The sequence below is a fragment of the Pseudomonas taiwanensis DSM 21245 genome (assembly GCF_000425785.1).
Lineage (GTDB): Bacteria > Pseudomonadota > Gammaproteobacteria > Pseudomonadales > Pseudomonadaceae > Aquipseudomonas > Aquipseudomonas taiwanensis.
This window is the reverse complement of the sequence record NZ_KE384450.1, coordinates 455,873-477,976: the sequence shown is the minus strand read 5'-3', so window position 1 is coordinate 477,976 and position 22,104 is coordinate 455,873. Positions and strand designations below refer to the sequence as shown.

Annotated in this window: 22 protein-coding genes; 16 read left to right on the top strand and 6 right to left on the bottom strand. The window is 62.9% G+C overall.

Features of this window, described 5'->3' with window-relative positions:
* The first annotated feature begins 31 nt into the window (after positions 1-31).
* The 12 genes from H620_RS0121085 (at position 32) to H620_RS0121030 (ending at position 12,893) form a co-directional block, all read left to right on the top strand.
* The gene (locus tag H620_RS0121085) at positions 32-421 is read left to right on the top strand and encodes a DUF2946 domain-containing protein (protein ID WP_023378530.1); all 390 of its coding nucleotides are present in this window, start codon (positions 32-34) and stop codon (positions 419-421) included.
* A 47-nt stretch (positions 422-468) separates the two neighbouring features.
* Positions 469-954 carry a copper chaperone PCu(A)C gene (locus H620_RS0121080; RefSeq protein ID WP_023378529.1) on the top strand — a complete coding sequence of 162 codons (486 nt, stop codon included), beginning with the start codon at positions 469-471 and terminating at the stop codon, positions 952-954.
* A gap of 25 nt (positions 955-979) precedes the next feature.
* Complete coding sequence (locus tag H620_RS0121075) at positions 980-1,411, top strand: DUF2946 domain-containing protein (protein WP_023378528.1); 432 nt, start codon at positions 980-982, stop codon at positions 1,409-1,411.
* Between the two features lie 65 nt (positions 1,412-1,476).
* Positions 1,477-3,534 (top strand): TonB-dependent copper receptor, encoded by a 2,058-nt coding sequence (locus tag H620_RS0121070; protein WP_027907982.1) that lies wholly within the window; start codon positions 1,477-1,479, stop codon positions 3,532-3,534.
* Positions 3,535-3,593: 59 nt separating this feature from the next.
* Entirely contained in the window at positions 3,594-4,961 is a 1,368-nt protein-coding gene (locus tag H620_RS0121065; RefSeq protein WP_023378526.1) for a PepSY-associated TM helix domain-containing protein, read from the top strand.
* A 170-nt stretch (positions 4,962-5,131) separates the two neighbouring features.
* Positions 5,132-6,547 carry a D-serine/D-alanine/glycine transporter gene (cycA, locus tag H620_RS0121060; protein ID WP_027907981.1) on the top strand — a complete coding sequence of 472 codons (1,416 nt, stop codon included), beginning with the start codon at positions 5,132-5,134 and terminating at the stop codon, positions 6,545-6,547.
* Positions 6,548-6,737: 190 nt separating this feature from the next.
* Positions 6,738-8,003, top strand: a complete 1,266-nt coding sequence (urtA, locus tag H620_RS0121055; protein WP_023378524.1) for an urea ABC transporter substrate-binding protein — start codon at positions 6,738-6,740, stop codon at positions 8,001-8,003.
* A gap of 139 nt (positions 8,004-8,142) precedes the next feature.
* Complete coding sequence (urtB, locus tag H620_RS0121050) at positions 8,143-9,630, top strand: urea ABC transporter permease subunit UrtB (RefSeq protein WP_023378523.1); 1,488 nt, start codon at positions 8,143-8,145, stop codon at positions 9,628-9,630.
* On the top strand, positions 9,630-10,709 hold the full coding sequence (gene urtC / locus H620_RS0121045; RefSeq protein ID WP_023378522.1) for an urea ABC transporter permease subunit UrtC: 1,080 nt from the start codon (positions 9,630-9,632) through the stop codon (positions 10,707-10,709). Before urtB ends, urtC begins: the two co-directional genes overlap by 1 nt.
* Entirely contained in the window at positions 10,706-11,563 is an 858-nt protein-coding gene (urtD, locus tag H620_RS0121040; RefSeq protein WP_023378521.1) for an urea ABC transporter ATP-binding protein UrtD, read from the top strand. Before urtC ends, urtD begins: the two co-directional genes overlap by 4 nt.
* Positions 11,564-11,647: 84 nt before the next feature.
* Positions 11,648-12,346 carry an urea ABC transporter ATP-binding subunit UrtE gene (urtE, locus tag H620_RS0121035; protein WP_023378520.1) on the top strand — a complete coding sequence of 233 codons (699 nt, stop codon included), beginning with the start codon at positions 11,648-11,650 and terminating at the stop codon, positions 12,344-12,346.
* 31 nt (positions 12,347-12,377) lie between these two features.
* The gene (locus H620_RS0121030) at positions 12,378-12,893 is read left to right on the top strand and encodes a GNAT family N-acetyltransferase (RefSeq protein WP_023378518.1); all 516 of its coding nucleotides are present in this window, start codon (positions 12,378-12,380) and stop codon (positions 12,891-12,893) included.
* Between the two features lie 95 nt (positions 12,894-12,988).
* On the opposite strand, the gene H620_RS0121025 is transcribed toward H620_RS0121030, so the two are convergent.
* Positions 12,989-13,294, bottom strand: coding sequence for a chaperone modulator CbpM (locus tag H620_RS0121025; RefSeq protein WP_023378516.1), 306 nt, complete (start codon positions 13,292-13,294; stop codon positions 12,989-12,991).
* Between the two features lie 2 nt (positions 13,295-13,296).
* Positions 13,297-14,247, bottom strand: coding sequence for a curved DNA-binding protein (cbpA, locus tag H620_RS0121020; protein WP_027907980.1), 951 nt, complete (start codon positions 14,245-14,247; stop codon positions 13,297-13,299).
* A 163-nt stretch (positions 14,248-14,410) separates the two neighbouring features.
* On the opposite strand from cbpA, the gene H620_RS0121015 reads away from it, so the two are divergent.
* Positions 14,411-15,682 carry an Hsp70 family protein gene (locus H620_RS0121015; protein WP_027907979.1) on the top strand — a complete coding sequence of 424 codons (1,272 nt, stop codon included), beginning with the start codon at positions 14,411-14,413 and terminating at the stop codon, positions 15,680-15,682.
* Between the two features lie 58 nt (positions 15,683-15,740).
* On the opposite strand, the gene H620_RS0121010 is transcribed toward H620_RS0121015, so the two are convergent.
* From H620_RS0121010 to H620_RS0121000, 3 genes are all read right to left on the bottom strand, one after another.
* Positions 15,741-16,748, bottom strand: a complete 1,008-nt coding sequence (locus tag H620_RS0121010) for an AI-2E family transporter (RefSeq protein WP_027907978.1) — start codon at positions 16,746-16,748, stop codon at positions 15,741-15,743.
* Between the two features lie 71 nt (positions 16,749-16,819).
* Positions 16,820-17,092: a PsiF family protein gene (locus H620_RS0121005; protein ID WP_023378513.1), complete on the bottom strand. Its 273-nt coding sequence runs from the start codon at positions 17,090-17,092 to the stop codon at positions 16,820-16,822.
* Positions 17,093-17,154: 62 nt separating this feature from the next.
* Complete coding sequence (locus H620_RS0121000; protein WP_023378512.1) at positions 17,155-18,045, bottom strand: esterase/lipase family protein; 891 nt, start codon at positions 18,043-18,045, stop codon at positions 17,155-17,157.
* Positions 18,046-18,168: 123 nt separating this feature from the next.
* On the opposite strand from H620_RS0121000, the gene osmE reads away from it, so the two are divergent.
* Positions 18,169-18,510, top strand: a complete 342-nt coding sequence (osmE, locus tag H620_RS0120995; RefSeq protein WP_023378511.1) for an osmotically-inducible lipoprotein OsmE — start codon at positions 18,169-18,171, stop codon at positions 18,508-18,510.
* A gap of 47 nt (positions 18,511-18,557) precedes the next feature.
* The gene (locus H620_RS0120990; protein WP_023378510.1) at positions 18,558-19,088 is read left to right on the top strand and encodes a ferritin-like domain-containing protein; all 531 of its coding nucleotides are present in this window, start codon (positions 18,558-18,560) and stop codon (positions 19,086-19,088) included.
* A gap of 362 nt (positions 19,089-19,450) precedes the next feature.
* On the opposite strand, the gene H620_RS0120985 is transcribed toward H620_RS0120990, so the two are convergent.
* A complete protein-coding gene (locus H620_RS0120985; RefSeq protein ID WP_027907977.1) occupies positions 19,451-21,511 on the bottom strand; it encodes an AsmA family protein in 2,061 nt (686 codons plus the stop codon).
* Between the two features lie 339 nt (positions 21,512-21,850).
* On the opposite strand from H620_RS0120985, the gene H620_RS26060 reads away from it, so the two are divergent.
* The coding region (locus H620_RS26060) for a hypothetical protein (protein ID WP_081669742.1) at positions 21,851-22,104 on the top strand (254 nt) is incomplete at its 3' end.

Here is a 22,104-nt window from a genome sequence, read left to right as displayed (position 1 = left end):
TAGCCACCACGATTCCTGACCGGATCTCTCCATGCCCCCACGTCGGCACATCGCCTGGATAGCCTGCCTTGCAGTGCTGTTCAACCTGCTGGCCATGCCGCTGTCCTCTGCTGCGCCCAAGGGCCCTGCTGAGCAGCTGCTGTGGGGGGCTTTCTGTTCCAGCATGGCGGGCAAGGCCAAGGTCGATGTCCAGGCCCTGGCCAAGATCGACCTGGGTACGCAAAGCGACGACCACTCCAACATGCAGCACTGCTGGTGCTGTTCGGGCGCCGCGCCCTTGCTTGCCCTGCCGGGCTATCCGCCGCAATTGCACAATCCGCCCACCGTGCTTGCCGGGCTCGCGCCTCAGCTTGCCGCGTACCAACCTACGCCCCGCCAGCTTTGGCCCGCGCTCAACCCCCGAGCCTCTCCCCTGGTCTGAGTTCATCACGCTTTCGCTTCGAACCCGATCAGAACGGAGACATGCCCATGCTCGAACGCACCCTCATGCTGGCTGCCCTGCTGCTGCCTGGCGCCTACGCCAATGCCCACGAGTACACCGTAGGCGACCTGCACATCGCCCACCCCTGGTCGCTGGCGCTACCGCCGAACGCCCCCAACGTCGCGGCCTATTTCGTCGTCCACAACAATGGCAAGGCCGACGATCGCCTGCTCGGCGTCGACAGCCCGATCAGCGATGATGCGCAACTCCACGAGCACGCCCAGACCAGCGGCGGCACCATGAAGATGCAGCAGGTGCCAAGCGTAACGGTACCTGCGGGCAAGGACCTGACCTTCGCCCCTGGCGCCTACCACGTGATGCTGATGCAACCGAAAGAACGCAGCCTGCTCAGCGACGGCAAGCGCTTTCCATTGACCCTGCACTTCGAGAAGGCCGGCGACATCACCGTCGATGTGGCCGTGCAGAAGCAGCCACCGACGGACCAGCCGCAGGCCCACGAACACGCGCACTGACGCCAGCTGACAGGCGCTCGCCACCATGAGCCTGCCACGTAACAGCCTCAGCCGTACCACCCGCCCTGAACGCAGGCGCGTCGGTGGCGGTTGGCTGAGCCTGTTCGCCATGTGGATGATCTTCATCGGCCCGCTGATTTCCCAGTCGATGCCGATGGATCACCACGCCAGCATGAGCATGCCAATGGACATGCCAATGGCGGCTGCCCATCAGCATGGCGGCGATACACATCACGGCATGGGCAACGATGGCCAGTTGCATGTGATGTGGGAAAAATGCGGCTATTGCAGCCTGCTGTTCAACTGCCCCGCCCTGCCGCAAACCCTTAGCCCGCTCAGCGTAGCCAGCACAGCGCCCTCCACCTTCATCCTTGCACCCACGCGCCAGGGCCATGCCCGGCAGGCCGTGTTCCCCGGCGCACGCAGCCGCGCGCCGCCCCTTTCGATCAGCGTCTGAACCCCCGATATCGCCCGGAGCCAGGAGGCTTCGCGCTTACTCATGACTGATCGACTGGAATCATTATGTCCGGCTGCACCCCTGTATTCACTCCCGCCGTCTGCGGGACCCTCGCCGCACTGTGCGGCTCGCTGCTCGCCCCCATGGCCTTGGCCGCCGATACCGGCCATGAAGGCCATGAAGCGGAACTGAGCCCGACGGTGATCACCGCCGTAGCGCCAAGCTCGCCGCTGACCGTCGTCACCCATCCGAAAGACCCTCGCCAACCGGTGCCGGCCAGCGATGGTGCCGACTACCTCAAGACCATTCCCGGCTTCTCGGCGATCCGCGCCGGCGGCACCAATGGCGACCCCGTACTGCGCGGCATGTTCGGCTCACGCCTGAACATCCTCACCAACGGCGGCGTGATGCTCGGCGCTTGCCCCAACCGGATGGACGCGCCGACCTCCTACATTTCGCCGGAAACCTACGACCGCCTCACCGTCATCAAAGGCCCGCAAAGCGTGATCTGGGGCCCCGGGGGCTCGGCTGGCACCATTCTCTTCGAACGCGATCCGGAACGCTTCGGCACCCTCGGCAGCCGCGTCAACGCCAGCCTACTGGCCGGCTCCAACGGCCGCTTCGACAAGGTCCTCGACGCGGCGGCTGGCAACAGCCTCGGTTACGCTCGCTTCGTCGGTAACCAGTCACGCTCGGACGACTACAAGGACGGCAATGGCGACACCGTGCCGTCTCGCTGGGACAAATGGAACGGCGATGTGACCCTTGGCTGGACGCCAGATCAGGACACCCTGCTGGAGCTTACCGCCGGCAAGGGCGACGGCGAGGCACGCTACGCCGGGCGGGGCATGGATGGTTCGCAGTTCAAGCGCGAGAGCCTAGGCCTGCGCTTCGAGAAATCCAACCTGGGCGAGGTGCTCGACAAAATCGAGGCGCAGGTCTACTACAACTACGCCGACCATGTGATGGACAACTACAGCCTGCGTACTCCGTCAGGCACCGGCATGATGGCCGGGCCGATGGCCGCCGCTGTCGAACGCCGCACGCTGGGGGCACGGATCAAGGCCACCTGGCGCTGGGCCGATGTGCAACTGATCAGCGGCATCGACGCGCAGACCAACGAGCACCGCGCGCGCAGCGCAATGGGCGTGGACACCTACAAGGACAAACCCTGGGACAAGGACGCCGACTTCCACAACTATGGCGCCTTCGGCGAACTCACCTGGTACGCCACCGGCGAAGACCGCCTGGTCACCGGCCTGCGCCTGGACCGTGCCTCAGCCAGGGACTTTCGCGAGGACAGCGCCACCCAGGGCAACACCCGTGCCGACACCCTTCCCAGCGGCTTCGTTCGCTACGAGCACGACCTGGCGGCGTTGCCAGCCACCACCTACATCGGCCTCGGCCATGCCCAGCGCTTCCCCGATTATTGGGAGCTGTTCTCCCCGGACCAGGGCCCAACCGGCTCGACCAATGCCTTCGACAGCATCAAGCCTGAGAAAACCACCCAGCTCGACGTTGGCATCCAGTACCGCGACGAGCGCCTGGAAGCCTGGGCCTCGGGATATATCGGGCAGGTACGCGACTACATCCTGTTCGACTATCGCACCGGCATGATGGGCATGAGCAGTACCCAGGCACAGAACATCGACGCCCGCATCATGGGCGGCGAACTGGGGGCGGCCTACAAGCTGACCGAAAACTGGAAGGCCGACGCCACCCTGGCCTACGCCTGGGGCAAGAACAGCAGCGACGGCAAGGCACTGCCGCAAATGCCACCGCTGGAGAGCCGCCTGGGCCTGACCTACAGCCGCGACACCTGGAGCGTCGGCGCCCTCTGGCGCCTGGTCGCCGAACAGAACCGTATCGCCGAGAACCAGGGCAACGTGGTGGGCAAGGACTATCAGAAAAGCGCGGGCTTCGGCGTGTTCTCGCTCAACGGCGCCTACAAGGTGAGCCACAACCTCAAGCTCAGCGCGGGGGTCGACAACCTGTTCGACAAGGCCTACGCCGAGCACCTGAACCTGGCAGGGAATGCCGGGTTCGGCTACCCGGCCAGTGATCCACAGCCGGTGAACGAGCCAGGCAGGACCTTCTGGACCAAGGTCGATTTCAGCTTCTGACAATAACAACGGGCGCGGCTTCGGGCGCGCCCATCAGCAGGTCAAGACAGGAGGCTCCCATGAGCGGAACACGCATTTCTTTCTACAACCTGGCCTGGCGTTGGCATTTCTATGCGGGGCTGTTCGTCGCGCCCTTCATGATCCTGTTGGCGATCACCGGGATCATCTACCTGTTCAAGCCACAGCTCGATCCTTTGATGTACCGCGACCTGATGGTGGTCGAAGCCGGTACGCAGCGACAGGGTGCCGACACCCTGTTGGCCGAAGTGCGCCAGGCCTATCCACAGGGGCACGTGGGCCAGTACCTGCCGCCCGTCGATGCCGAGCGCAGTGCGCAGTTCGTGGTGCACGAGGGCGCTCGCGAGCTCAACGTCTTCGTTGACCCCTATACCGGCAAGATCCTCGGCGACCAGGACGCCAAGCAGAACCTGCAGGCTATCGCCCGGGCCCTGCACGGCGAGCTGATGGTCGGCACGGTCGGCGACAGGCTGGTCGAGCTGGCTGCCGGCTGGGGTATCGTGCTGGTGGTGTCTGGCCTGTACCTGTGGTGGCCGCGAGGGCGCAGCGGTGGCGGCGTGTTGTGGCCCAGGCTGTCTGCCCGTGGCCGCGTGTTGTGGCGCGACCTGCACGCAGTAAGCGGCTTCTGGGGCTCGGCGCTGTTGCTGATGATGCTGCTCAGCGGCATGACCTGGACCGGGCTGTGGGGCAAGCAGTACGCCGATCTGTGGAACCGCTTCCCGGCGGCCATGTGGAACGACGTGCCCAAGTCGGACCAGCAAGCGCGTGAACTCAACAGCGCCCATCGCCAGACCGTGCCCTGGGCCATGGAGAACACCCCAATGCCACAATCCGGTGCCCATGCCGAACATGCTGGGCATCACATGATGTCCAACGCGCCAGCGGCGCCCCAAGTGAGCGTGCAGCAGGTCGAGGACATCGCCACCGCCCGCCAGGTCGAACCCGGCTACAGCATCACGCTACCGACCACGGCCGAAGGCGTATTCACCGTCTCGGTGTTCGCCGACGATCCGCGCAACGATGCCACCCTGCACGTGGATCAGTACAGCGGCAAGGTTCTGGCCGACGTGCGCTGGCACGACTACAGCCCGGTGGCCAAGACCACCGAACTGGGTGTGATGCTGCATGAAGGCAAGATGTTCGGGGCACTGAACCAGATCATCATCCTGCTGGTGTGCCTGATGATTCTGCTGGGTTCGGTCAGCGGCCTGGTGATGTGGTGGAAGCGCCGGCCAGCAGGTGGCCTGGGCGTGCCGCCGCTGCGCCATGACCTGCCGCGCTGGAAGACGGCGGTGGCAGTGATGCTGGTGCTCGGGGTGATGTTCCCGCTGGTGGGAGTGTCGATGGTCGTGATGTGGGGGGTGGACAGCCTGGTGCTGCGGCGCCACCGGGCGTTGGCCAATGCCTGAATCTCGATAGGTGCCGGCCCTTTCGCGGGTTTTCCCGCGAAAGGGCCGCCGCGGGACACAGGCTGCCACCCAAAAAACGAGTCGATCTGTCACGCACACATCTGGAACGAGCGTGTTAGCCTAGCCGGCTACCTCTGAAAAGAAGACCGACTCTCGATGGAATGCAGCCCATGACCCGGACCTCATCTCCTCCTGCTGAAGATCAGCACCTGCAACGCAACCTCACCAACCGCCACATCCAACTGATCGCCATTGGCGGCGCGATCGGCACCGGCCTGTTCATGGGCTCGGGCAAGACCATCAGCCTGGCAGGCCCTTCGATCATCTTCGTCTACATGATCATCGGCTTCATGCTGTTCTTCGTCATGCGCGCCATGGGCGAGCTGCTGCTGTCGAACCTCAACTACAAGTCGTTCATCGACTTCTCTGCCGACCTGCTCGGCCCATGGGCGGGCTACTTCACGGGTTGGACCTACTGGTTCTGCTGGGTAGTCACCGGCATTGCCGACGTGGTCGCCATCGCCGCATACACCCAGTTCTGGTTCCCCGAACTGCCGCAGTGGATACCCGCGCTGACCTGCGTGGCGGTGCTGCTGTCGCTGAACCTGGTGACCGTGAAAATGTTCGGTGAACTCGAGTTCTGGTTCGCCCTGATCAAGATCGTCGCCATCCTCGGCCTGGTCGCCACCGGGCTGTACATGGTCGTGACCGGTTTCAACGCACCTAGCGGCCATACCGCGCAACTGGCCAATCTGTGGAACGACGGCGGCATGTTCCCCAATGGCCTGATGGGCTTCTTCGCAGGCTTCCAGATTGCCGTGTTCGCCTTCGTCGGCATCGAGCTGGTCGGTACCACCGCTGCTGAAGCGAAGAACCCAGAGCGCACCCTGCCACGGGCGATCAACTCGATCCCGGTGCGGATCATCGTGTTCTATGTCCTGGCGCTGGTCGCGATGATGGCCGTGACCCCATGGCGCGAGGTGGTGCCGGGCAAGAGCCCGTTCGTCGAGCTGTTCGTGCTGGCGGGTTTGCCGGCGGCGGCAAGCATCATCAACTTCGTGGTGCTGACCTCGGCAGCGTCGTCCGCCAACAGCGGCGTGTTCTCCACCAGCCGCATGCTCTATGGCCTGTCCCAGGAAGGCGATGCACCCAAGGCATTCGAGAAATTGTCGAGCCGCTCGGTGCCGGCCAACGGCCTGTACTTCTCCTGCACCTGCCTGCTGCTCGGGGCAGTGTTGATCTACCTGGTACCCAACGTGATCGAGGCATTCACCCTGGTGACCACCGTGTCGGCGGTGCTGTTCATGTTCGTGTGGACGCTGATCCTGCTGTCATACCTGAAGTACCGCAAGCACCGCGCGGCGCTGCACCAGGCTTCGATCTACAAGATGCCTGGCGGTCGTTTCATGTGCTACGTCTGCCTGGCGTTCTTCGCGTTCATCCTGGTGCTGCTGAGCCTGGAAGCGGACACCCGCTCTGCGCTGGTGGTGACGCCGATCTGGTTCCTGCTGCTGGCGGTGACCTATCAGTTCGTACGCAGCAAGCGGCATCCGCGTGCAGCCATGAGTGAAGCGTCCAACAGCTGATACAACCCTTGGGGCTGCTACGCGGCCCCAATCCTGTGCACGCCAAAAGCGCAGGCACCAAATCGGATCCACTTCACGCCCTAATACCTCGCACAACCCCTCTATTGTGCACCTTCTGCCACTAGGCACACCCCTTGCAACGCCCCTCCCCGCTTGCCCAACACCATAAAAAACTCAGCGGAGAGAGCACATGAAGCGTCGCAGTCTGATCAAGGCCTTTACCCTCAGCGCATCGCTCGCGGCGATGGGCCTGAGCTGGAGCATCCAGGCCGCCGAAACCATCAAGGTCGGCATCCTGCATTCTTTGTCCGGGACCATGGCGATTTCCGAGACATCGCTCAAGGACATGGCGCTGATGACCATCGACGAGATCAACGCCAAGGGCGGGGTCAACGGCAAGATGCTCGAGCCGGTGGTGGTCGACCCGGCCTCCAACTGGCCGCTGTTCGCCGAAAAGAGCCGCCAACTGCTGACCCAGGACAAGGTCGCCGTGGTGTTTGGCTGCTGGACTTCGGTGTCGCGCAAGTCTGTGCTGCCGGTGTTCGAGGAGCTCAATGGCCTGCTGTTCTACCCGGTGCAGTACGAGGGTGAAGAGATGTCGCCCAACGTGTTCTACACTGGCGCCGCGCCGAACCAGCAGGCCATCCCGGCCGTGGAATACCTGATGAGCGAGGACGGCGGCAGCGCCAAGCGCTTCTTCCTGCTGGGTACCGACTATGTCTACCCACGTACCACCAACAAGATCCTGCGCGCCTTCCTGCACAGCAAGGGCGTGGCGGACAAAGACATCGAAGAGGTCTACACGCCGTTCGGCCACAGCGACTACCAGACCATCGTCGCCAACATCAAGAAGTTCTCCGCCGGTGGCAAGACTGCGGTCATTTCCACCGTCAACGGCGACTCCAACGTGCCGTTCTATAAGGAACTGGCCAACCAGGGTCTGAAGGCCACCGACGTGCCGGTGGTGGCCTTCTCGGTGGGTGAGGAAGAGCTGCGCGGTATCGACACCAAGCCACTGGTGGGCCACCTGGCCGCGTGGAACTACTTCGAGTCGGTGGATAACCCAGTCAACCAGAAGTTCGTCGCCGACTGGAAAGCCTATGCCAAGGCCAAGAACCTGCCAGGCGCCGACAAGGCAGTGACCAACGACCCGATGGAGGCCACTTACGTGGGCATCCACATGTGGGCACAGGCTGCCGAGAAGGCCAAGTCGACCGATGTCGACAAGGTCCGCGAAGCCCTGGCCGGGCAGACCTTCAAGGCACCGTCGGGCTTCACCCTGACCATGGACAAGACCAACCACCACCTGCACAAGCCCGTGATGATCGGCGAGATCCAGGATGACGGGCAATTCAGCGTGGTGTGGGAAACCGAGCAGCCGCTGCGTGCACAGCCGTGGAGCCCGTTCATTCCGGGCAATGAGAAGCGGCCGGACTACGCGGTGAAAGGTAACTGAGTGCATTGGGGCCGCTTTGCGGCCCATTCGCGGGTAACCCAGCGTCCACAGAGACCGCACCCTATTCAAACTGTGCAGCGTACCTGTGGGAGCGGGTTGACCCGCGAAGAATCCACCGCCGATTTCCAGGATTACCCGCATGCTCAGACTGCTGCTCACCCTGCTCCTGCTGATGCCCTTGGCAACCCAGGCCAACGAGGGCGAATTCTTCCTCACCGCCAAGCCCGCCGAGCAGGCTCGCCTGCTCGAAGGCTGGGCGGCGCAACCCGATGCCGCGCGTCTTGCGCTGCTGGAAAACCTTCGTCAGGGCCGCATCGCCGAAGGTGATAGCCGCAAAGTCCGCCTCAACAACCGCCTGCGCGGGCTGATCGACAACGCCCTGGCCAGCCACCAACTGCTGAGCGACAACCGCGACACGCGTCTGACCGCCGCCCAGCAACTGCAGAAAAGCGCACAACCGGCGCAAATGGCCTTTCTCGACCGGCGCTTCGCCAGCGAGCAGGACGCCGCCGTGCATGCCGCGCTCGGCCTGGCACTGGCCAACCTGCAATTAGGCGCCAGCGAACCGGCCGTGCGCCTGGCAGCCGTGCGCCTGCTCGGCGAAACCGGCGACCCCCTGGCCCGTACCCGGCTGGAAGCGCTGTTGCAACCTGACGCCGAACGCGACCCCGGCGTGCGTACCGCGGCCGAAACCAGCCTGGCCCAGGTCAAACGCAAGCTGCTGGCAGGCGAATTGCTCGGCCAGGCCTTCAGCGGGCTGTCCCTGGGCTCGATCCTGCTGCTGGCCGCCCTGGGCCTGGCGATCACCTTCGGCCTGCTCGGGGTGATCAACATGGCCCACGGCGAGATGTTGATGCTGGGCGCCTACAGCACCTACATGGTCCAGGTGCTGCTGCAACGCTATGCACCGGGCGCCATCGAGTTCTATCCACTGATCGCTTTGCCTGTGGCCTTCGCTGTCAGCGCCGGGGTCGGCATGGCGCTGGAACGTACCGTCATCCGCCACCTCTACGGCCGGCCGCTGGAAACCCTGTTGGCGACCTGGGGCATCAGCCTGATCCTGATCCAGGCCATTCGTCTGATCTTCGGCGCGCAGAACGTCGAAGTGAGCAACCCGGCATGGTTGTCCGGTGGCATCCAGGTGCTGCCTAACCTGGTGCTGCCATACAACCGCCTGGTGATCATCGGCTTCGCCCTGGCGGTGGTACTGCTCACCTGGCTGCTGCTCAACCGCACCCGACTGGGGCTGAACGTGCGTGCCGTGACCCAGAACCGCAACATGGCGGCCTGCTGCGGCGTTTCCACCGGGCGCGTCGACATGCTCGCCTTCGGCCTCGGCTCTGGTATTGCGGGGCTCGGCGGCGTGGCCTTGAGCCAGGTCGGCAACGTTGGCCCGGACCTGGGCCAGAGCTACATCATCGATTCGTTCCTGGTGGTGGTGCTCGGCGGTGTCGGCCAGCTCGCCGGCAGCCTCTGGGCAGCCTTTGGCCTGGGCATCGCCAACAAGCTGCTGGAGCCGCAGATTGGCGCGGTACTCGGCAAGATCCTCATCCTTGCGTTGATCATTCTGTTCATCCAGAAACGCCCGCAAGGCCTGTTCGCCCTCAAGGGACGGGTAATCGACTGATGAACCAGCCTCTGCTTGTTACCGCTTCGCAAAAGGCCGGGCCACGCCTGACCCTGGCCATCGGTGCCCTCGTCGTGCTGGTGCTGGTGGCCCTGCCACTGCTGTCACTGCTGCCGGCGGACAACGCCCTGCAGGTCTCGGCCTACACACTGACGCTGGTCGGCAAGATCCTCTGCTATGCCATCGTCGCGCTGGCACTGGACCTGGTGTGGGGGTATGCCGGCTTGCTGTCCCTTGGTCATGGCCTGTTCTTCGCCCTGGGGGGCTACGCCATGGGCATGTACCTGATGCGCCAGGCCGCTGGCGACGGCTTGCCTGGGTTCATGACATTCCTGTCGTGGAACGAGCTGCCCTGGTACTGGGCTGGAACCCAGCACTTCGCCTGGGCGCTATGCCTGGTAGTGCTGGCACCTGGGCTGCTGGCGCTGGTGTTCGGTTTCTTCGCCTTCCGTTCGCGGATCAAGGGCGTGTATTTTTCGATCATGACCCAAGCGCTGACCTTCGCCGGCATGCTGCTGTTCTTCCGCAACGAGACGGGCTTCGGTGGCAACAACGGGTTCACCAGCTTCCGCACCATCCTGGGCTTCGACATCGCCGCCCAGGGCACCCGGGCGGTTCTGTTCCTGCTGACGGTCGGCCTGCTGCTGGCGAGCCTGTACCTGTGCTGGCGTCTGACCCAGAGCAAGTTCGGACGCTTGCTCACCGCCGTGCGCGATGCCGAGAACCGCCTGATGTTCTGCGGTTACGACCCGCGCGGGTTCAAGCTGCTGGTGTGGGTGCTCAGCGCGGTTCTATGCGGCCTGGCCGGCGCCTTGTACGTGCCCCAGGTAGGCATCATCAACCCCAGCGAGATGTCGCCGACCAACTCCATCGAAGCCGCGGTATGGGTCGCCCTGGGTGGCCGTGGCACGCTGATCGGCCCGTTGCTCGGCGCCGGCCTGGTCAATGGCATGAAGAGCTGGTTCACCGTGGCATTCCCGGAATTCTGGCTGTTCTTCCTCGGCGCGCTGTTCATCCTCGTCACCCTTTACCTGCCCAAGGGGGTGGTCGGCCTGTTGAAAAAAAGGAGCCAGCCATGAAAGGCGTCCCCCCTGTGCATCCGGAGTTCATGCTCGAACCGGTTTTCGACAACCTCGGCCCCAGCCGTGACGCCATCGGCCTGGGCCAGCGTCGCAAGGCCGGCCTGGATACCCGCCACGGCACGGTGCTGAGCCTGGAAGACATCAGCGTGAGCTTCGATGGCTTCAAGGCCCTCAACGCGCTGAACCTCTACATCGGCGTCGGCGAGTTGCGGTGCATCATCGGCCCCAACGGGGCGGGCAAGACCACGATGATGGACGTGATCACCGGCAAGACCCGTCCGGACACCGGCAGTGCCTACTTCGGCGACACCCTCGACCTGACCCGCATGAGCGAGTACCAGATCGCCCAGGCCGGGATCGGCCGCAAGTTCCAAAAGCCGACGGTGTTCGAGGCGCTGACGGTGTTCGAGAACCTGGAGCTGGCGCTCAAGACCGACAAATCGGTCTGGGCCAGCCTCGCGGCGCGCTTGAGCGGCGAACAGCGCCAGCGCATCGAAGAGGTGCTCAGCACCTTGCGCCTGCTGCCCTTGGCTCAGCGCCAGGCGGGGTTGCTGTCCCATGGCCAGAAGCAGTTCCTGGAGATCGGCATGCTGCTGGTGCAGGAGCCGCAATTGCTGTTGCTGGACGAGCCGGTGGCCGGCATGACCGATGCCGAGACCGAGTTCACCGCCGAACTGTTCAAGGGTCTGGCCGGCAAGCACTCGCTAATGGTGGTGGAACATGACATGGGGTTTGTCGGCAGCATTGCCGACCATGTGACGGTGTTGCACCAGGGCAGTGTGCTGGCGGAGGGATCGCTGGAGCAGGTGCAGGCCAATGAGCGGGTGGTCGAGGTGTATCTGGGCCGATGATTCTCCGGTGGCTGTGCCAGCCTCTTCGTGGTTTACCCGCAAAGCGGCTGGCATGAGCACTGCAACCATTTCAGGAATTCTCACATGCTGAAAATCGACTCCCTGCACCAGTTCTACGGCGGCAGCCACATCCTCCGAGGCTTGTCCTTCGAGGCCAAGGTCGGCGAGGTCACCTGCCTGCTCGGGCGCAACGGCGTGGGCAAGACCACCCTGTTGCGCTGCTTGATGGGGCTGGTGCCAGCCCGCGAAGGCAGCATCGAATGGGAAGGCAAGGCCATCACCACGCTCAAGCCCCAGCAACGGGTGCATGCCGGTATCGCCTATGTGCCCCAAGGCCGCGAGATTTTTCCGCGCCTGACCGTCGAGGAGAACCTGCTGATGGGCCTGTCGCGCTTCCCGGCCCGCGAAGCCCGTGAAGTGCCCGCGTTCATCTACGAGCTGTTCCCAGTGCTCGAACAGATGAAACAACGGCGGGGGGGCGATCTCTCCGGCGGCCAGCAGCAACAGCTGGCCATCGGCCGCGCGCTGGCCAGCCGCCCACGCCTGCTGATCCTCGACGAGCCCACCGAAGGCATCCAGCCCTCGGTGATCAAAGAGATCGGCGCAGTGATCCGGCGCCTGGCAGCGCGCGGCGACATGGCCATCTTGCTGGTGGAACAGTTCTACGACTTCGCCGAGGCGCTGGCGGACCAGTACCTGGTCATGGCCCGTGGTGAGATCGTGCAACGGGGTCGTGGCGAAAACATGCAGGCAGAAGGTGTGCGCGGGCTGGTAACCATTTAATCTGCAGCCATCGATCCTGCGAGACGCTGTCATGAGTTACGAAATCCGCGACGCCCTGCCCGCCGATGTGCCGGGCATCCTCGACATCTACAACGACGCGGTGCGCAACACCACGGCCATCTGGAACGAAACACCGGTCGACTTGGCCAACCGCCAGGCCTGGTTCGAAGCCCGGGCACAACAGGGGTATCCAATCCTGGTGGCCGTGGATGACAGCGGTGTACTGGGTTATTCCTCGTTCGGTGACTGGCGGCCATTCGAGGGCTTTCGCCATACCGTGGAGCACTCGGTGTACATCCGCGACGATCAGCGTGGCAAAGGACTCGGGCCGCAGCTGATGAGTGCGCTGGTCGAGCGTGCCCGGGGTTGTGGCAAGCATGTGATGGTGGCGGCCATCGAGAGCGGCAATGCGGCGTCGGTGCGCCTGCATGAACGGCTGGGGTTCGTGGTGACCGGGCAAATGCCGCAGGTTGGAGTGAAGTTCGGGCGCTGGCTGGACCTGACCTTCATGCAGTTGCTGCTGACCCCAGGAGCTGAACCACGCTGAAGCGCCTTCCCCTGTGCAAACGGCCTTGCGTCGCGAAAGGGCTGCAAAGCAGCCCCTGCAACCTTGAGGCTGGGCCAGAAATCGGCCGTTACGGCCTAGAGTTGGGTAAACCTGCCCAGGCGCTGCCTCAACATACTGTTCTCACTGCGCAACTGCTGCACCTCCTGCAGTAGTTCCAGCGCCAGGGCCACGCCTTCCCATTCCAGATCCAGCTCCTGGTGCAGCTTGACCGCGCGCCTGGCCAACAGCGGCGCCTGGTCGTCGAACAGCCAGTCTTCCGGCGTTCGCCCCTTTGGTTCAACGATGCCGTGCTCGACGATCTCGATCACGTAATCCTTCGTGATGTTGGCTTCCTGGCACAGGGTGCGCATATCCAGTTGAACGATCAGGGTGCTGCTCATGATCACTTACTCCATTGAGCCCTCGGATTGAACGCTGCCTTCTCGGAAAGCTTGGTCCACAGTTCGCGGGCAGCCTCATTGGATGTGGTCGGCATGACCACCTTGAGCTGCGCGTAAAGGTTGCCGCGCTCGCCCTGTTTGTTCACCAGCCCCATGCCCTTTACGCGCAGGCGCTGGCCGCTCTGGCTATCGGGGCGGATGGTCAGGTTGATCTTGCCCTCCAGGGTCGGCACCTCCACCTTGGTGCCCAGGGCTGCCTCCCACGGTGCCAGCGGCACAGTGACGATCAGGTCATGACCTTCGACATCGAACAGTGGGTGCGGTGCCATGCGAATGGTCAGGAACAGGTCGCCATTGGCCCCGCCACCGCTGCCCGGCGCACCCTGGCCTTTGAGGCGAATGCGCTCGCCGTCGGTCACCCCGGCGGGAATCTTCACGTTCAGGGTCTTGGTGGTGAACCCAGTGCGCTGGCCTGCACCATTGGTTTGCGGCACCTGGAAGCTGATCTGCTTGGATTCCTTGCTCAGGGTCTCTTCGAGGAAGATCGCCAGTTCCAGTTCCACGTCCTGCCCTCGCCTACCCGCACTGCGCTGTTGACCACGGCCACCGAAGGGGTTGCCGCCACGGGCGCCGAAGATCGAGCTGAAGAAGTCGGAGAAATCGCCGCCTTCGAAACCGCCACCACCCCCCCGGCTTTCCCAGCCTGGGGGCGCCTGGAACGGTCGGCCATGCTGGCCGCCGTACTTGCGAATTTCGTCGTACTCGGCGCGCTTCTGCGCATCGCCCAGCACTTCATAGGCCTCGTTGGCCTCCTTGAATTTCTCCTCGGCGTCGCGCTCCTTGCTGACGTCGGGGTGATACTTACGCGCCAGCTTGCGGTACGCGGCCTTGATCGCCTTTTCGTCCGCGGTGGCCTCTACGCCAAGTATCTTGTAGTAGTCTTTGAAGTCCATCTATGGATCACCAGTGTGAAATTGCGTGTTGCTTCTGAAGATTGGGGTCAAGCATAGCCTTTCAAGCTTCGCTTGGCTTTGCTCCAAGGCAGACGGCCGGTCTTGATTCTGTTGCCAAGTGGCATAAACTGCGCGGCCGTTTTGCCTCCGGAAGCCTTTTCCCATGTCTGACGTATCACCGGCCCGCGCCCTCGGTATCGACTTCGGCACCTCGAACTCCACCGTCGGCTGGCACCGCCAGGGCGCTTCGTCGCTGATCGCCCTTGAAGATGGCAAGATCACCTTGCCCTCGGTGGTGTTCTTCAACCTCGAAGAGCGCCGCCCGGTGTATGGCCGTCTGGCGCTGCACGAGTACCTGGAAGGCTATGAAGGCCGCCTGATGCGTTCGCTCAAGAGTCTGCTGGGCTCCAAGTTGATCAAGCACGACACCAGCGTGCTGGGCAGCGCCCTGCCGTTCAAGGACCTGCTGGGCATGTTCATCGGCGAGCTGAAAAAACGCGCCGAGGCTGCCGCCGGTCGCGAATTCGAGCACGTGGTGCTGGGCCGCCCGGTGTTCTTCGTCGATGAAGACCCGGCTGCCGACCAAGAGGCCGAGGACACCCTCGCCGAAGTGGCGCGCAAGATCGGCTTCAAGGACGTGTCGTTCCAGTACGAGCCCATCGCCGCGGCCTTCGACTACGAGTCGGGCATCAGCCGCGAAGAGCTGGTGCTTATCGTCGATATCGGCGGTGGTACTTCGGACTTTACCCTGATCCGCCTGTCGCCCGAGCGCCACGAGGTGGCCGAACGCCAGAGCGACATCCTTGCCACCGGCGGCGTGCACATTGGCGGTACCGATTTCGACAAGCAACTGAGCCTGCAAGGGGTGATGCCATTGTTCGGCTATGGCAGCCGGATGAAAAGCGGCGCCCTGATGCCCACCAGCTACCACCTTAACCTGGCCACCTGGCACACCATCAACGCCCTGTACTCGCAGAAGTCGCAACTGGCGCTGGGCAGCATGCGCTACGACATCGAGGATACACTCGGCATCGACCGTCTGTTCAAGCTGATCGAGCAGCGCGCCGGGCACTGGCTGGCGATGGAAGTGGAAGCCAGCAAGATCGAGCTGACCGAGCACGATAGCCGACGCATCGACCTGGGCCGCGTCGAGCGGGAGCTGGGTGTCGACCTGACCCGCACACTGTTCGAAGGCGCTATCGAGGGGTTGCTGGAGCGTGTGCGTGGCAGCGTGACCGAGCTGCTGGGCAAGGCTGGTGTAAGCCCAGCCCAGGTGGACACGGTGTTCTTCACCGGGGGCTCCAGCGGCATTCCCGCGCTGCGCAACAGTGTGGCGGCAATGCTGCCCAATGCCCAGCACGTGGAAGGCAACATCTTCGGCAGTATTGGGAGCGGCTTGGCGATCGAGGCGCGCAAGCGATACGGCGCGGCCTGAATCCTTCCCTGCCTCATCGCCCGCAGCAGCCGGCGAGCCGGCGATGAGGCAGGGGAACCTACACCAGCTCGGCCCGCTTCAACTCACTCTTCAGATACGCGTAGTAAACAGGCCCCGCCACCACCCCTGGCAGCCCGAACGCCGCCTCGAACACCAGCATCGCCAACAGCAGCTCCCAGGCCTTGGCACTGATTTGCCCGCCAACGATCCGCGCATTGAGGAAATACTCGACCTTGTGGATGACGATCAGATAGCCCAAGGCGGCGGCCGCCACCCAGATCGACAGCGACAACCCGACAATGGTGATCAAGGTGTTGGACATCAGGTTGCCGATGACCGGCAGCAGCCCCAGCAGGAAGGTCAACACGATCAGCGTCTTGGTCAACGGCAGGTGCACGCCGAACAGAGGCAGCACCACCGCCAGGAAGATGCCGGTGAACACGGTGTTGAGCAGCGAGATCTTGATCTGTGCGAAGACGATGTTGCGAAACGCCTGCACCAGCAGGCTAAGCCGCTCGAACAGTGCCGCCGCCAGGGGTTTGCGCCGAGAAATGTCGGGAATGCGCTGCAGGGCGACGATGGCACCCAGGATCATGCCGATCAGCAGGGTCACGAACATGTGCGCCATGCCCTTGCCCACCAGCTGCAGGTCGCTGAGGTGGCTTTTGATCCAGTCACCGATGGCGACCTTGAACTCAGCGGCGCTGGCCGGCAGGTAGCCTTCGATGAACGGCGGCAGTTGGCCACGTGCACGCTCTACCAGGCCGATGAACTTGTCTAGCGAGGCACCGGGGTTCTCGGCTTCGTGCAGCAGAAAGCTGAAGGCTCCGGCGATCAGCAGCGCCAGGTTACTGACCACCAAGGTCCCCAGCATGGCCACGGCCAGCCAGCGTGCCCGTTGGCCGGTAATGACCGGCTGCAAGCGTGGCGTGAGCATGTTGACCAGTTCGAACACCAGTAACCCGGCCAGCAGGCTGGGCAGCAACTTGAGGGGCAACGCCAGCAACAGGCCGGCAAATACGATGATCCAACTGGCCAGGTTGATCTGGCGGGGGGTGAAGGTCATACAGCCTCAGCGGCAGACAACGGAAAAGATTCGCAGTCTGCCAGCCTTCGTCCTACAGGCATAGGCACAGGTCATTTCTTCTTCAGGCAGTCGCTCATGAAAGCCTTGCGCTCGTCCCCCTTAAGCGCCTTGGCGGTGGCGTCGGCGTTGCAGGTTTTCATTTTTTCCTGCTGGGTCGCCTTGAGGCACTTGCTCATGAATGCCTTGCGCTCGTCCCCTTTTAGGGCTTGTTCGGTGGCTTCGGCATTGCAGGTTTTCATCTTCTCCTGTTGCGCCGTGGCGGCGAATCCTTGCCCACAGATCAACACACCCAACACCAGCACAGGCACTTGCAGCATCTTCATGGAGTGGTCTCCTTGTCTCCGCGCCCGATGCACGGACATGGGGCTGAGTGTAGTCGTTTTCTCTACAGCCCTGCAGCCTTGAGCCGGGCTGCGTGCTCGGTGAACAGCCGCACCGGATCGGCCCCCTTGCCTACCGCGCCCAGTTGCTGGTTGACGATGTCCAAGTGATCGAGCGGGTAGTCATCACCGATCACCTGCCCCAGATGCGAGCTGAACCGCCCGACCATGCCGTCGCACTGTCCCTTCTCTTTCACGAAGCTGCGGGCGAACAGGCGGCAGAAGCGGTTGCTGCCATCGAACCGGTTGCGGCCCTGGTCGGTCAGCCCCGGCTGCAGCGTTCCCGACCAGGAGTAGTAGCGAACGCCATTGACCTCTACTGGCCCCTCACCACCCCAGGTATGCGGCAAGCCTTGTGGATAAGCCTGGTTGAAGCGTGCAACGCCATCGCTGGTCAGCGACTGGTGCGAGGCATGCACATCGATGGGTAGCGGATCGCGGCGCCAGCTGGTCTCCAGCCACACCAGCAATACCGCCACCCCATGCAGCACCGCCTTGAGCACGCGCCCCTGCGGGGAGTCGCCAGGCGCCACCCGCGCCAGATGATCGGCCAGCTCCGAGCCGTGGTTGGGCCCTGCCACCGAGGTCACTGACGCGATGCGATCTGGCCGTCTGGCCGCCGCATAACGCGCATCCAGGGCGCCTTGGCTGTGGCCGATGAGGTTGACCTTCTCGGCGCCGCTGCGCTGACAGAGCGCTTCGATGATCGCCAGGAGTTGCTCGCCTCGCACCTCGCTGGAGTGCACGGGCGAGACCTGTACCGGAAACACCTGTGCACCGCCGCGACGCAGGGCCGGGACGATGCCGAACCAATAGGGGTAGAGCAGCACCCGCACGAACCCAAGCATGCCCGGCACCAGTACCAGTGGGTATCGCGTTGCCAGTTCCTGCGCCATTGCCTGGCCCCTGTCCTTGGACGATGGGCCAACACTACCGCGCAGGCGGCGGGCATCGCAATCGAACTCCTGGCGTGCGCTGTGGTTCCAATCCAGAACAGACCCTTAGCAAGGAGCGGGACCATGTACAAGCAGACCCTGGCGATTCTTCTGGCAAGTGCCACCCTGGCGGCGTGCGGCAGCCGTCCGGAAAACCCGGTGGACTATGTCACCTTCCGTGACGAGCCGCTGGTGAAGCAGGTGGAGAACGGCATGACCATGCAGAAAGTCATCGCCATCGGTGGCAGCCCCTCGAACGTGATCGACCTGCCCCACGGCGGCACCTGCAATGACTACATCCTCAACCGCGATGGGCACCAGCAACCTTACTACGTGCGTTTCGATGCGACCGGCCATGTCGATGCCAAGGGCTTCAAGACCTGCAACCAACGCGAAAAGGACAGCGAAGCTGTCCATGGCGCGTGAACCTTCCTGACACCTGAACACCTGTCCTGATCTGTTTGGAGACCACCATGAGCAACGTTGAACTGACCGATGTGAATACCTTGCGCGCGCGGGCACGCCAGCATGTCGAGCAAGGCGCCGTGACCGAGGGGTACCCTGCTGATCGCGAGAAAATCCTGCGGCTGCTCAACGAGTCGCTGGCCACCGAGCTGGTCTGTACCTTGCGCTACAAGCGGCACTACTTCATGGCCAGTGGTATCAAGGCCAGTGTAGCGGCGCAGGAGTTTCTGGAACATGCCAACCAGGAAGCTGAGCATGCTGACAAATTGGCTGAGCGGATTGTTCAGCTGGGGGGGGAGCCTGATTTCAATCCGGATAACCTCTCGAAGCACTCGCATGCCCAGTATGTAGAGGGTAAATCGCTCAAGGAAATGGTGTTGGAGAACTTAGTAGCGGAACGGATTGCCATCGACAGTTACCGGGAGATCATCCAATACATCGGCGATAAGGATCCGACTACGCGGCGTATTTTCGAAGATATTCTGGCACAGGAAGAAGAGCACGCCGATGACATGTCGGATTTGCTGCAGGGCCTCTGACTGCTTTGCGTAAGAGCGGAACGGTGATGGAACTTCGCCTTGGCACAAGGTTAGGCTGACCCACTTACCACGGGCCAACCATAGGCCGAAAATTTAACTAAAAGCCGGCATTTGTCCCGCGTGAATATCCATTTGCCATGGAGTCGCTTCTTCACCTTTCCGCCCTTCCGGTGGGTTACTTTGGTCGTGGCCAAAGTAACCATAACCGTTGGCCCCTACTATCCAGCCCCTACGCTTCGGGGCTCCCTCACTCCGGCCTCCTGACCTCGTGATGTGTGGTGCCTGGATCCTCGCGCACTAAAAGCAAAGCACAGCAGCAGCAACGCAACAGCAGAACAAGCGAAGCGCACAGCGCGACCGCGCTATTTCTTCACTGCCGCTGGTGCTTTGCCTGCCTTCATCTGTTGCAATAACGGCGTACATTGATTGGGCTCATCACCGCTACTCGGCGCTATCAATGCCAACAACCCCGCCGCCGGACCAGCAACCACGCCAAGCGCCACCATCCCCGCCCCGCGCAGCGCCAACGGCACCGCCTGCACACCCGCACTAGGCTTGGCAAACGGCCCCCGTACATACAACGGCGAGCGCAGCGAGAACAAGCGAACGCCCTTGGACTCCGGCGTGATCTTCAAATCGAGCTGTTCACTGGCAAAGTTGGCCGTACCGTTGATGTAGATGATCGCGTTCTCCGTATCGAAAATGAACAATCGCGTCGTCGCCAACCCATTCTTGATCCCAACGTCCGCGGCTGCGCAGTTGATCTTCACATCTTCATCGCCAAACAACTTGCCAATCACGTAGTTGCCCACGTTCAGCCCAGCGATCTCCATCAGGCTGCGGCTGATAGCGCCGTCATTGATCAACATGCGCAGGTCACCGTTTGCAGTGCCCAACAACGCCGCCACCGAATTGCCACGGCCACTGATGTCGGCATCGCCGTTCAGTTCACCAAAACTGGTCTGCATCGGCGCGAAGCTTGGGAACAGTTGCTTGAGCTTGAACCCCCTGGCAGTCAGTTTGGCGCGCCCCTGCAACGGCACATTGCGACCGTCCAAGCGGATATCCGACGCCAGGTTGCCACCCGCCACACCGAAGCGCAGAGGCTCCAGGCGCAGCAATCCATCGTCGAGCATCACGTGGGCTGACAAATCGGTGAAAGGCAACTGTGCACTGTGGACGATGCGCTTGCCGCTGAAGGTGACGTCGGCATCCATCGCCCGCCAGCGCTCGGTCCTAAACGCCTCCACAGGCAACACCTTGCCCGACGGCTGCTTGCTGGCCCCGCCGCGGGCCTTTTGCTCGGAGTTCGAGTCGGCACCGATCAGCGGTGCCAGGTCCTTGAACAGCAGTTGAGTGGACACCAGGTTCCCCGACAGCTTTGGCCGGGGCTGACTGGCGACGAAGGCCAGGTCGCCATGGATATCACTGTCACCGATCTTGCCGTTGAACGACTGGTAATTGAACGTTGCGCCTTCTGGGGCTCGCAGGTTGGCGCTCAACCGCCCGTCCGTGGAGTACGCCGGGGTGTCCGGCAGGGTCACGCCAGTCAGGGGGTACAAGTTGCCCAGGCTCGCACCCGACAACTTCAGGCGCAAATCCAGCGCGCCAAGATTGCGCGGGTCGGTCAGCGTGCCGCTCAGCACCACATGGGTGTCGGCAATCCGGACGTCGGCTTGCAGCGGGAAGGGTTGGCTGGCGTCCTGCAAGGCCAGCAGCCCGCCCATCTTGCCGGTACCAGACACCGGCTGGCCCTTGTAACGGCCCTGGGCCTTGAGGCCGAAGGCATAATCCTGGGCTCCACCGGCCTTCTCGGCGCGTGCTTTACCGACGATGTCGCCAAATGGGATCGGCTTGCCCAACGGGTCGATCTGCACCTTCATGCTGGTTTTCAATGTCTGGTCATCGACACTGACATTGCCCTGGTCGAAACCGATGGCGCCGATATCCAGTTGCCACTGCGAAGGCGCTTCGTTTTCGTCCTTCGGCCCGAAGTCGAATGTCCAGTTGGCACGGCCGTCAGCTAGCCGTGTGAGGCTGGCGGTCGGCTGGGTCAGGTCGATACGGGGGATGACGATCTGCCGGAAGATCAGCGGCAAGGGCGACAGGCGGAACTCCACACGTTCCAGCCCAACCATCTTCGGCGCCTTCAACCAGTCAGGATTGCCCAAGGTGAGGTCTTCGGCGATGAAGCGCGGCCACGGCACCCAGGCTCTCCAGCCCCCTTCCTCCGGCTCGGTACGCCATTGCACGGCAAGATTGCCATTGATCGCGAAAGGGCGATGCAAGGCTTCGGATACCTTCTCGTTGAGCAGCGGCTTGATGCGGTTCCAGTCGAACGTGGCAATCACCACCAGCACGATCGCCAGTACGGTCACAAGGCTGCTGAGGGTCCAGACGAGGATTCTGGCGGGGCGCGTCATTGCGTGATTCTCCTGACAACATGGCACGAAGCGAGCGCAATGGTGGCACTCAATATCTCGGACTGATGAAAACCAGTGAGGTTTTATCGAGGAGGCCATGATAACCAGGTTTTTCCAGATGCCCCGCTCAGCTTTCCGTCATCTCCAGCCCTTCGCACGCATCACGGAAACAGTGGCCGTTAGCCGTTCCCTGCCATGGAAGCCCCGTGTTAGAGCGGTCTAAACGTCTATCAATATCGTCGATTGTCACCATTACCCTTATGAACTTCTCTCTGGCGTTACCGGGCGTAACATTGACTCCGTACCCACTTTCCAGCCCCCGAGAGGAGCACCGAAATCATGAAACGCCAACTGCTGACCCTGACCCTTTCAATCCTTGCCGCCAACGCTTTCGCCATGCCAGCCGATGACCAGCACCTGACCGCCGAATCGCGTTCCAGCGCTGCCGAAATGGCCCAACCGCTGAAAACGCTGGCAGAAGGTGGCGCGGATCGCCTGATCGAACGTTCGGGTCGTGTTGCCGAAGGTGGCTCCGACCGCCTGATCGAACGCTCGGGTCGTGTTGCCGAAGGTGGCTCGGACCGCCTGATCGA

Coding starts and splice junctions, on each gene's coding strand:
- H620_RS0121085 (WP_023378530.1), top strand. CDS start 32: ATGCCCCCACGTCGGCACATCGCCTGGATAGCCTGCCTTGCAGTGCTG.
- H620_RS0121080 (WP_023378529.1), top strand. CDS start 469: ATGCTCGAACGCACCCTCATGCTGGCTGCCCTGCTGCTGCCTGGCGCC.
- H620_RS0121075 (WP_023378528.1), top strand. CDS start 980: ATGAGCCTGCCACGTAACAGCCTCAGCCGTACCACCCGCCCTGAACGC.
- H620_RS0121070 (WP_027907982.1), top strand. CDS start 1,477: ATGTCCGGCTGCACCCCTGTATTCACTCCCGCCGTCTGCGGGACCCTC.
- H620_RS0121065 (WP_023378526.1), top strand. CDS start 3,594: ATGAGCGGAACACGCATTTCTTTCTACAACCTGGCCTGGCGTTGGCAT.
- cycA (WP_027907981.1), top strand. CDS start 5,132: ATGACCCGGACCTCATCTCCTCCTGCTGAAGATCAGCACCTGCAACGC.
- urtA (WP_023378524.1), top strand. CDS start 6,738: ATGAAGCGTCGCAGTCTGATCAAGGCCTTTACCCTCAGCGCATCGCTC.
- urtB (WP_023378523.1), top strand. CDS start 8,143: ATGCTCAGACTGCTGCTCACCCTGCTCCTGCTGATGCCCTTGGCAACC.
- urtC (WP_023378522.1), top strand. CDS start 9,630: ATGAACCAGCCTCTGCTTGTTACCGCTTCGCAAAAGGCCGGGCCACGC.
- urtD (WP_023378521.1), top strand. CDS start 10,706: ATGAAAGGCGTCCCCCCTGTGCATCCGGAGTTCATGCTCGAACCGGTT.
- urtE (WP_023378520.1), top strand. CDS start 11,648: ATGCTGAAAATCGACTCCCTGCACCAGTTCTACGGCGGCAGCCACATC.
- H620_RS0121030 (WP_023378518.1), top strand. CDS start 12,378: ATGAGTTACGAAATCCGCGACGCCCTGCCCGCCGATGTGCCGGGCATC.
- H620_RS0121025 (WP_023378516.1), bottom strand. CDS start 13,294: ATGAGCAGCACCCTGATCGTTCAACTGGATATGCGCACCCTGTGCCAG.
- cbpA (WP_027907980.1), bottom strand. CDS start 14,247: ATGGACTTCAAAGACTACTACAAGATACTTGGCGTAGAGGCCACCGCG.
- H620_RS0121015 (WP_027907979.1), top strand. CDS start 14,411: ATGTCTGACGTATCACCGGCCCGCGCCCTCGGTATCGACTTCGGCACC.
- H620_RS0121010 (WP_027907978.1), bottom strand. CDS start 16,748: ATGACCTTCACCCCCCGCCAGATCAACCTGGCCAGTTGGATCATCGTA.
- H620_RS0121005 (WP_023378513.1), bottom strand. CDS start 17,092: ATGAAGATGCTGCAAGTGCCTGTGCTGGTGTTGGGTGTGTTGATCTGT.
- H620_RS0121000 (WP_023378512.1), bottom strand. CDS start 18,045: ATGGCGCAGGAACTGGCAACGCGATACCCACTGGTACTGGTGCCGGGC.
- osmE (WP_023378511.1), top strand. CDS start 18,169: ATGTACAAGCAGACCCTGGCGATTCTTCTGGCAAGTGCCACCCTGGCG.
- H620_RS0120990 (WP_023378510.1), top strand. CDS start 18,558: ATGAGCAACGTTGAACTGACCGATGTGAATACCTTGCGCGCGCGGGCA.
- H620_RS0120985 (WP_027907977.1), bottom strand. CDS start 21,511: ATGACGCGCCCCGCCAGAATCCTCGTCTGGACCCTCAGCAGCCTTGTG.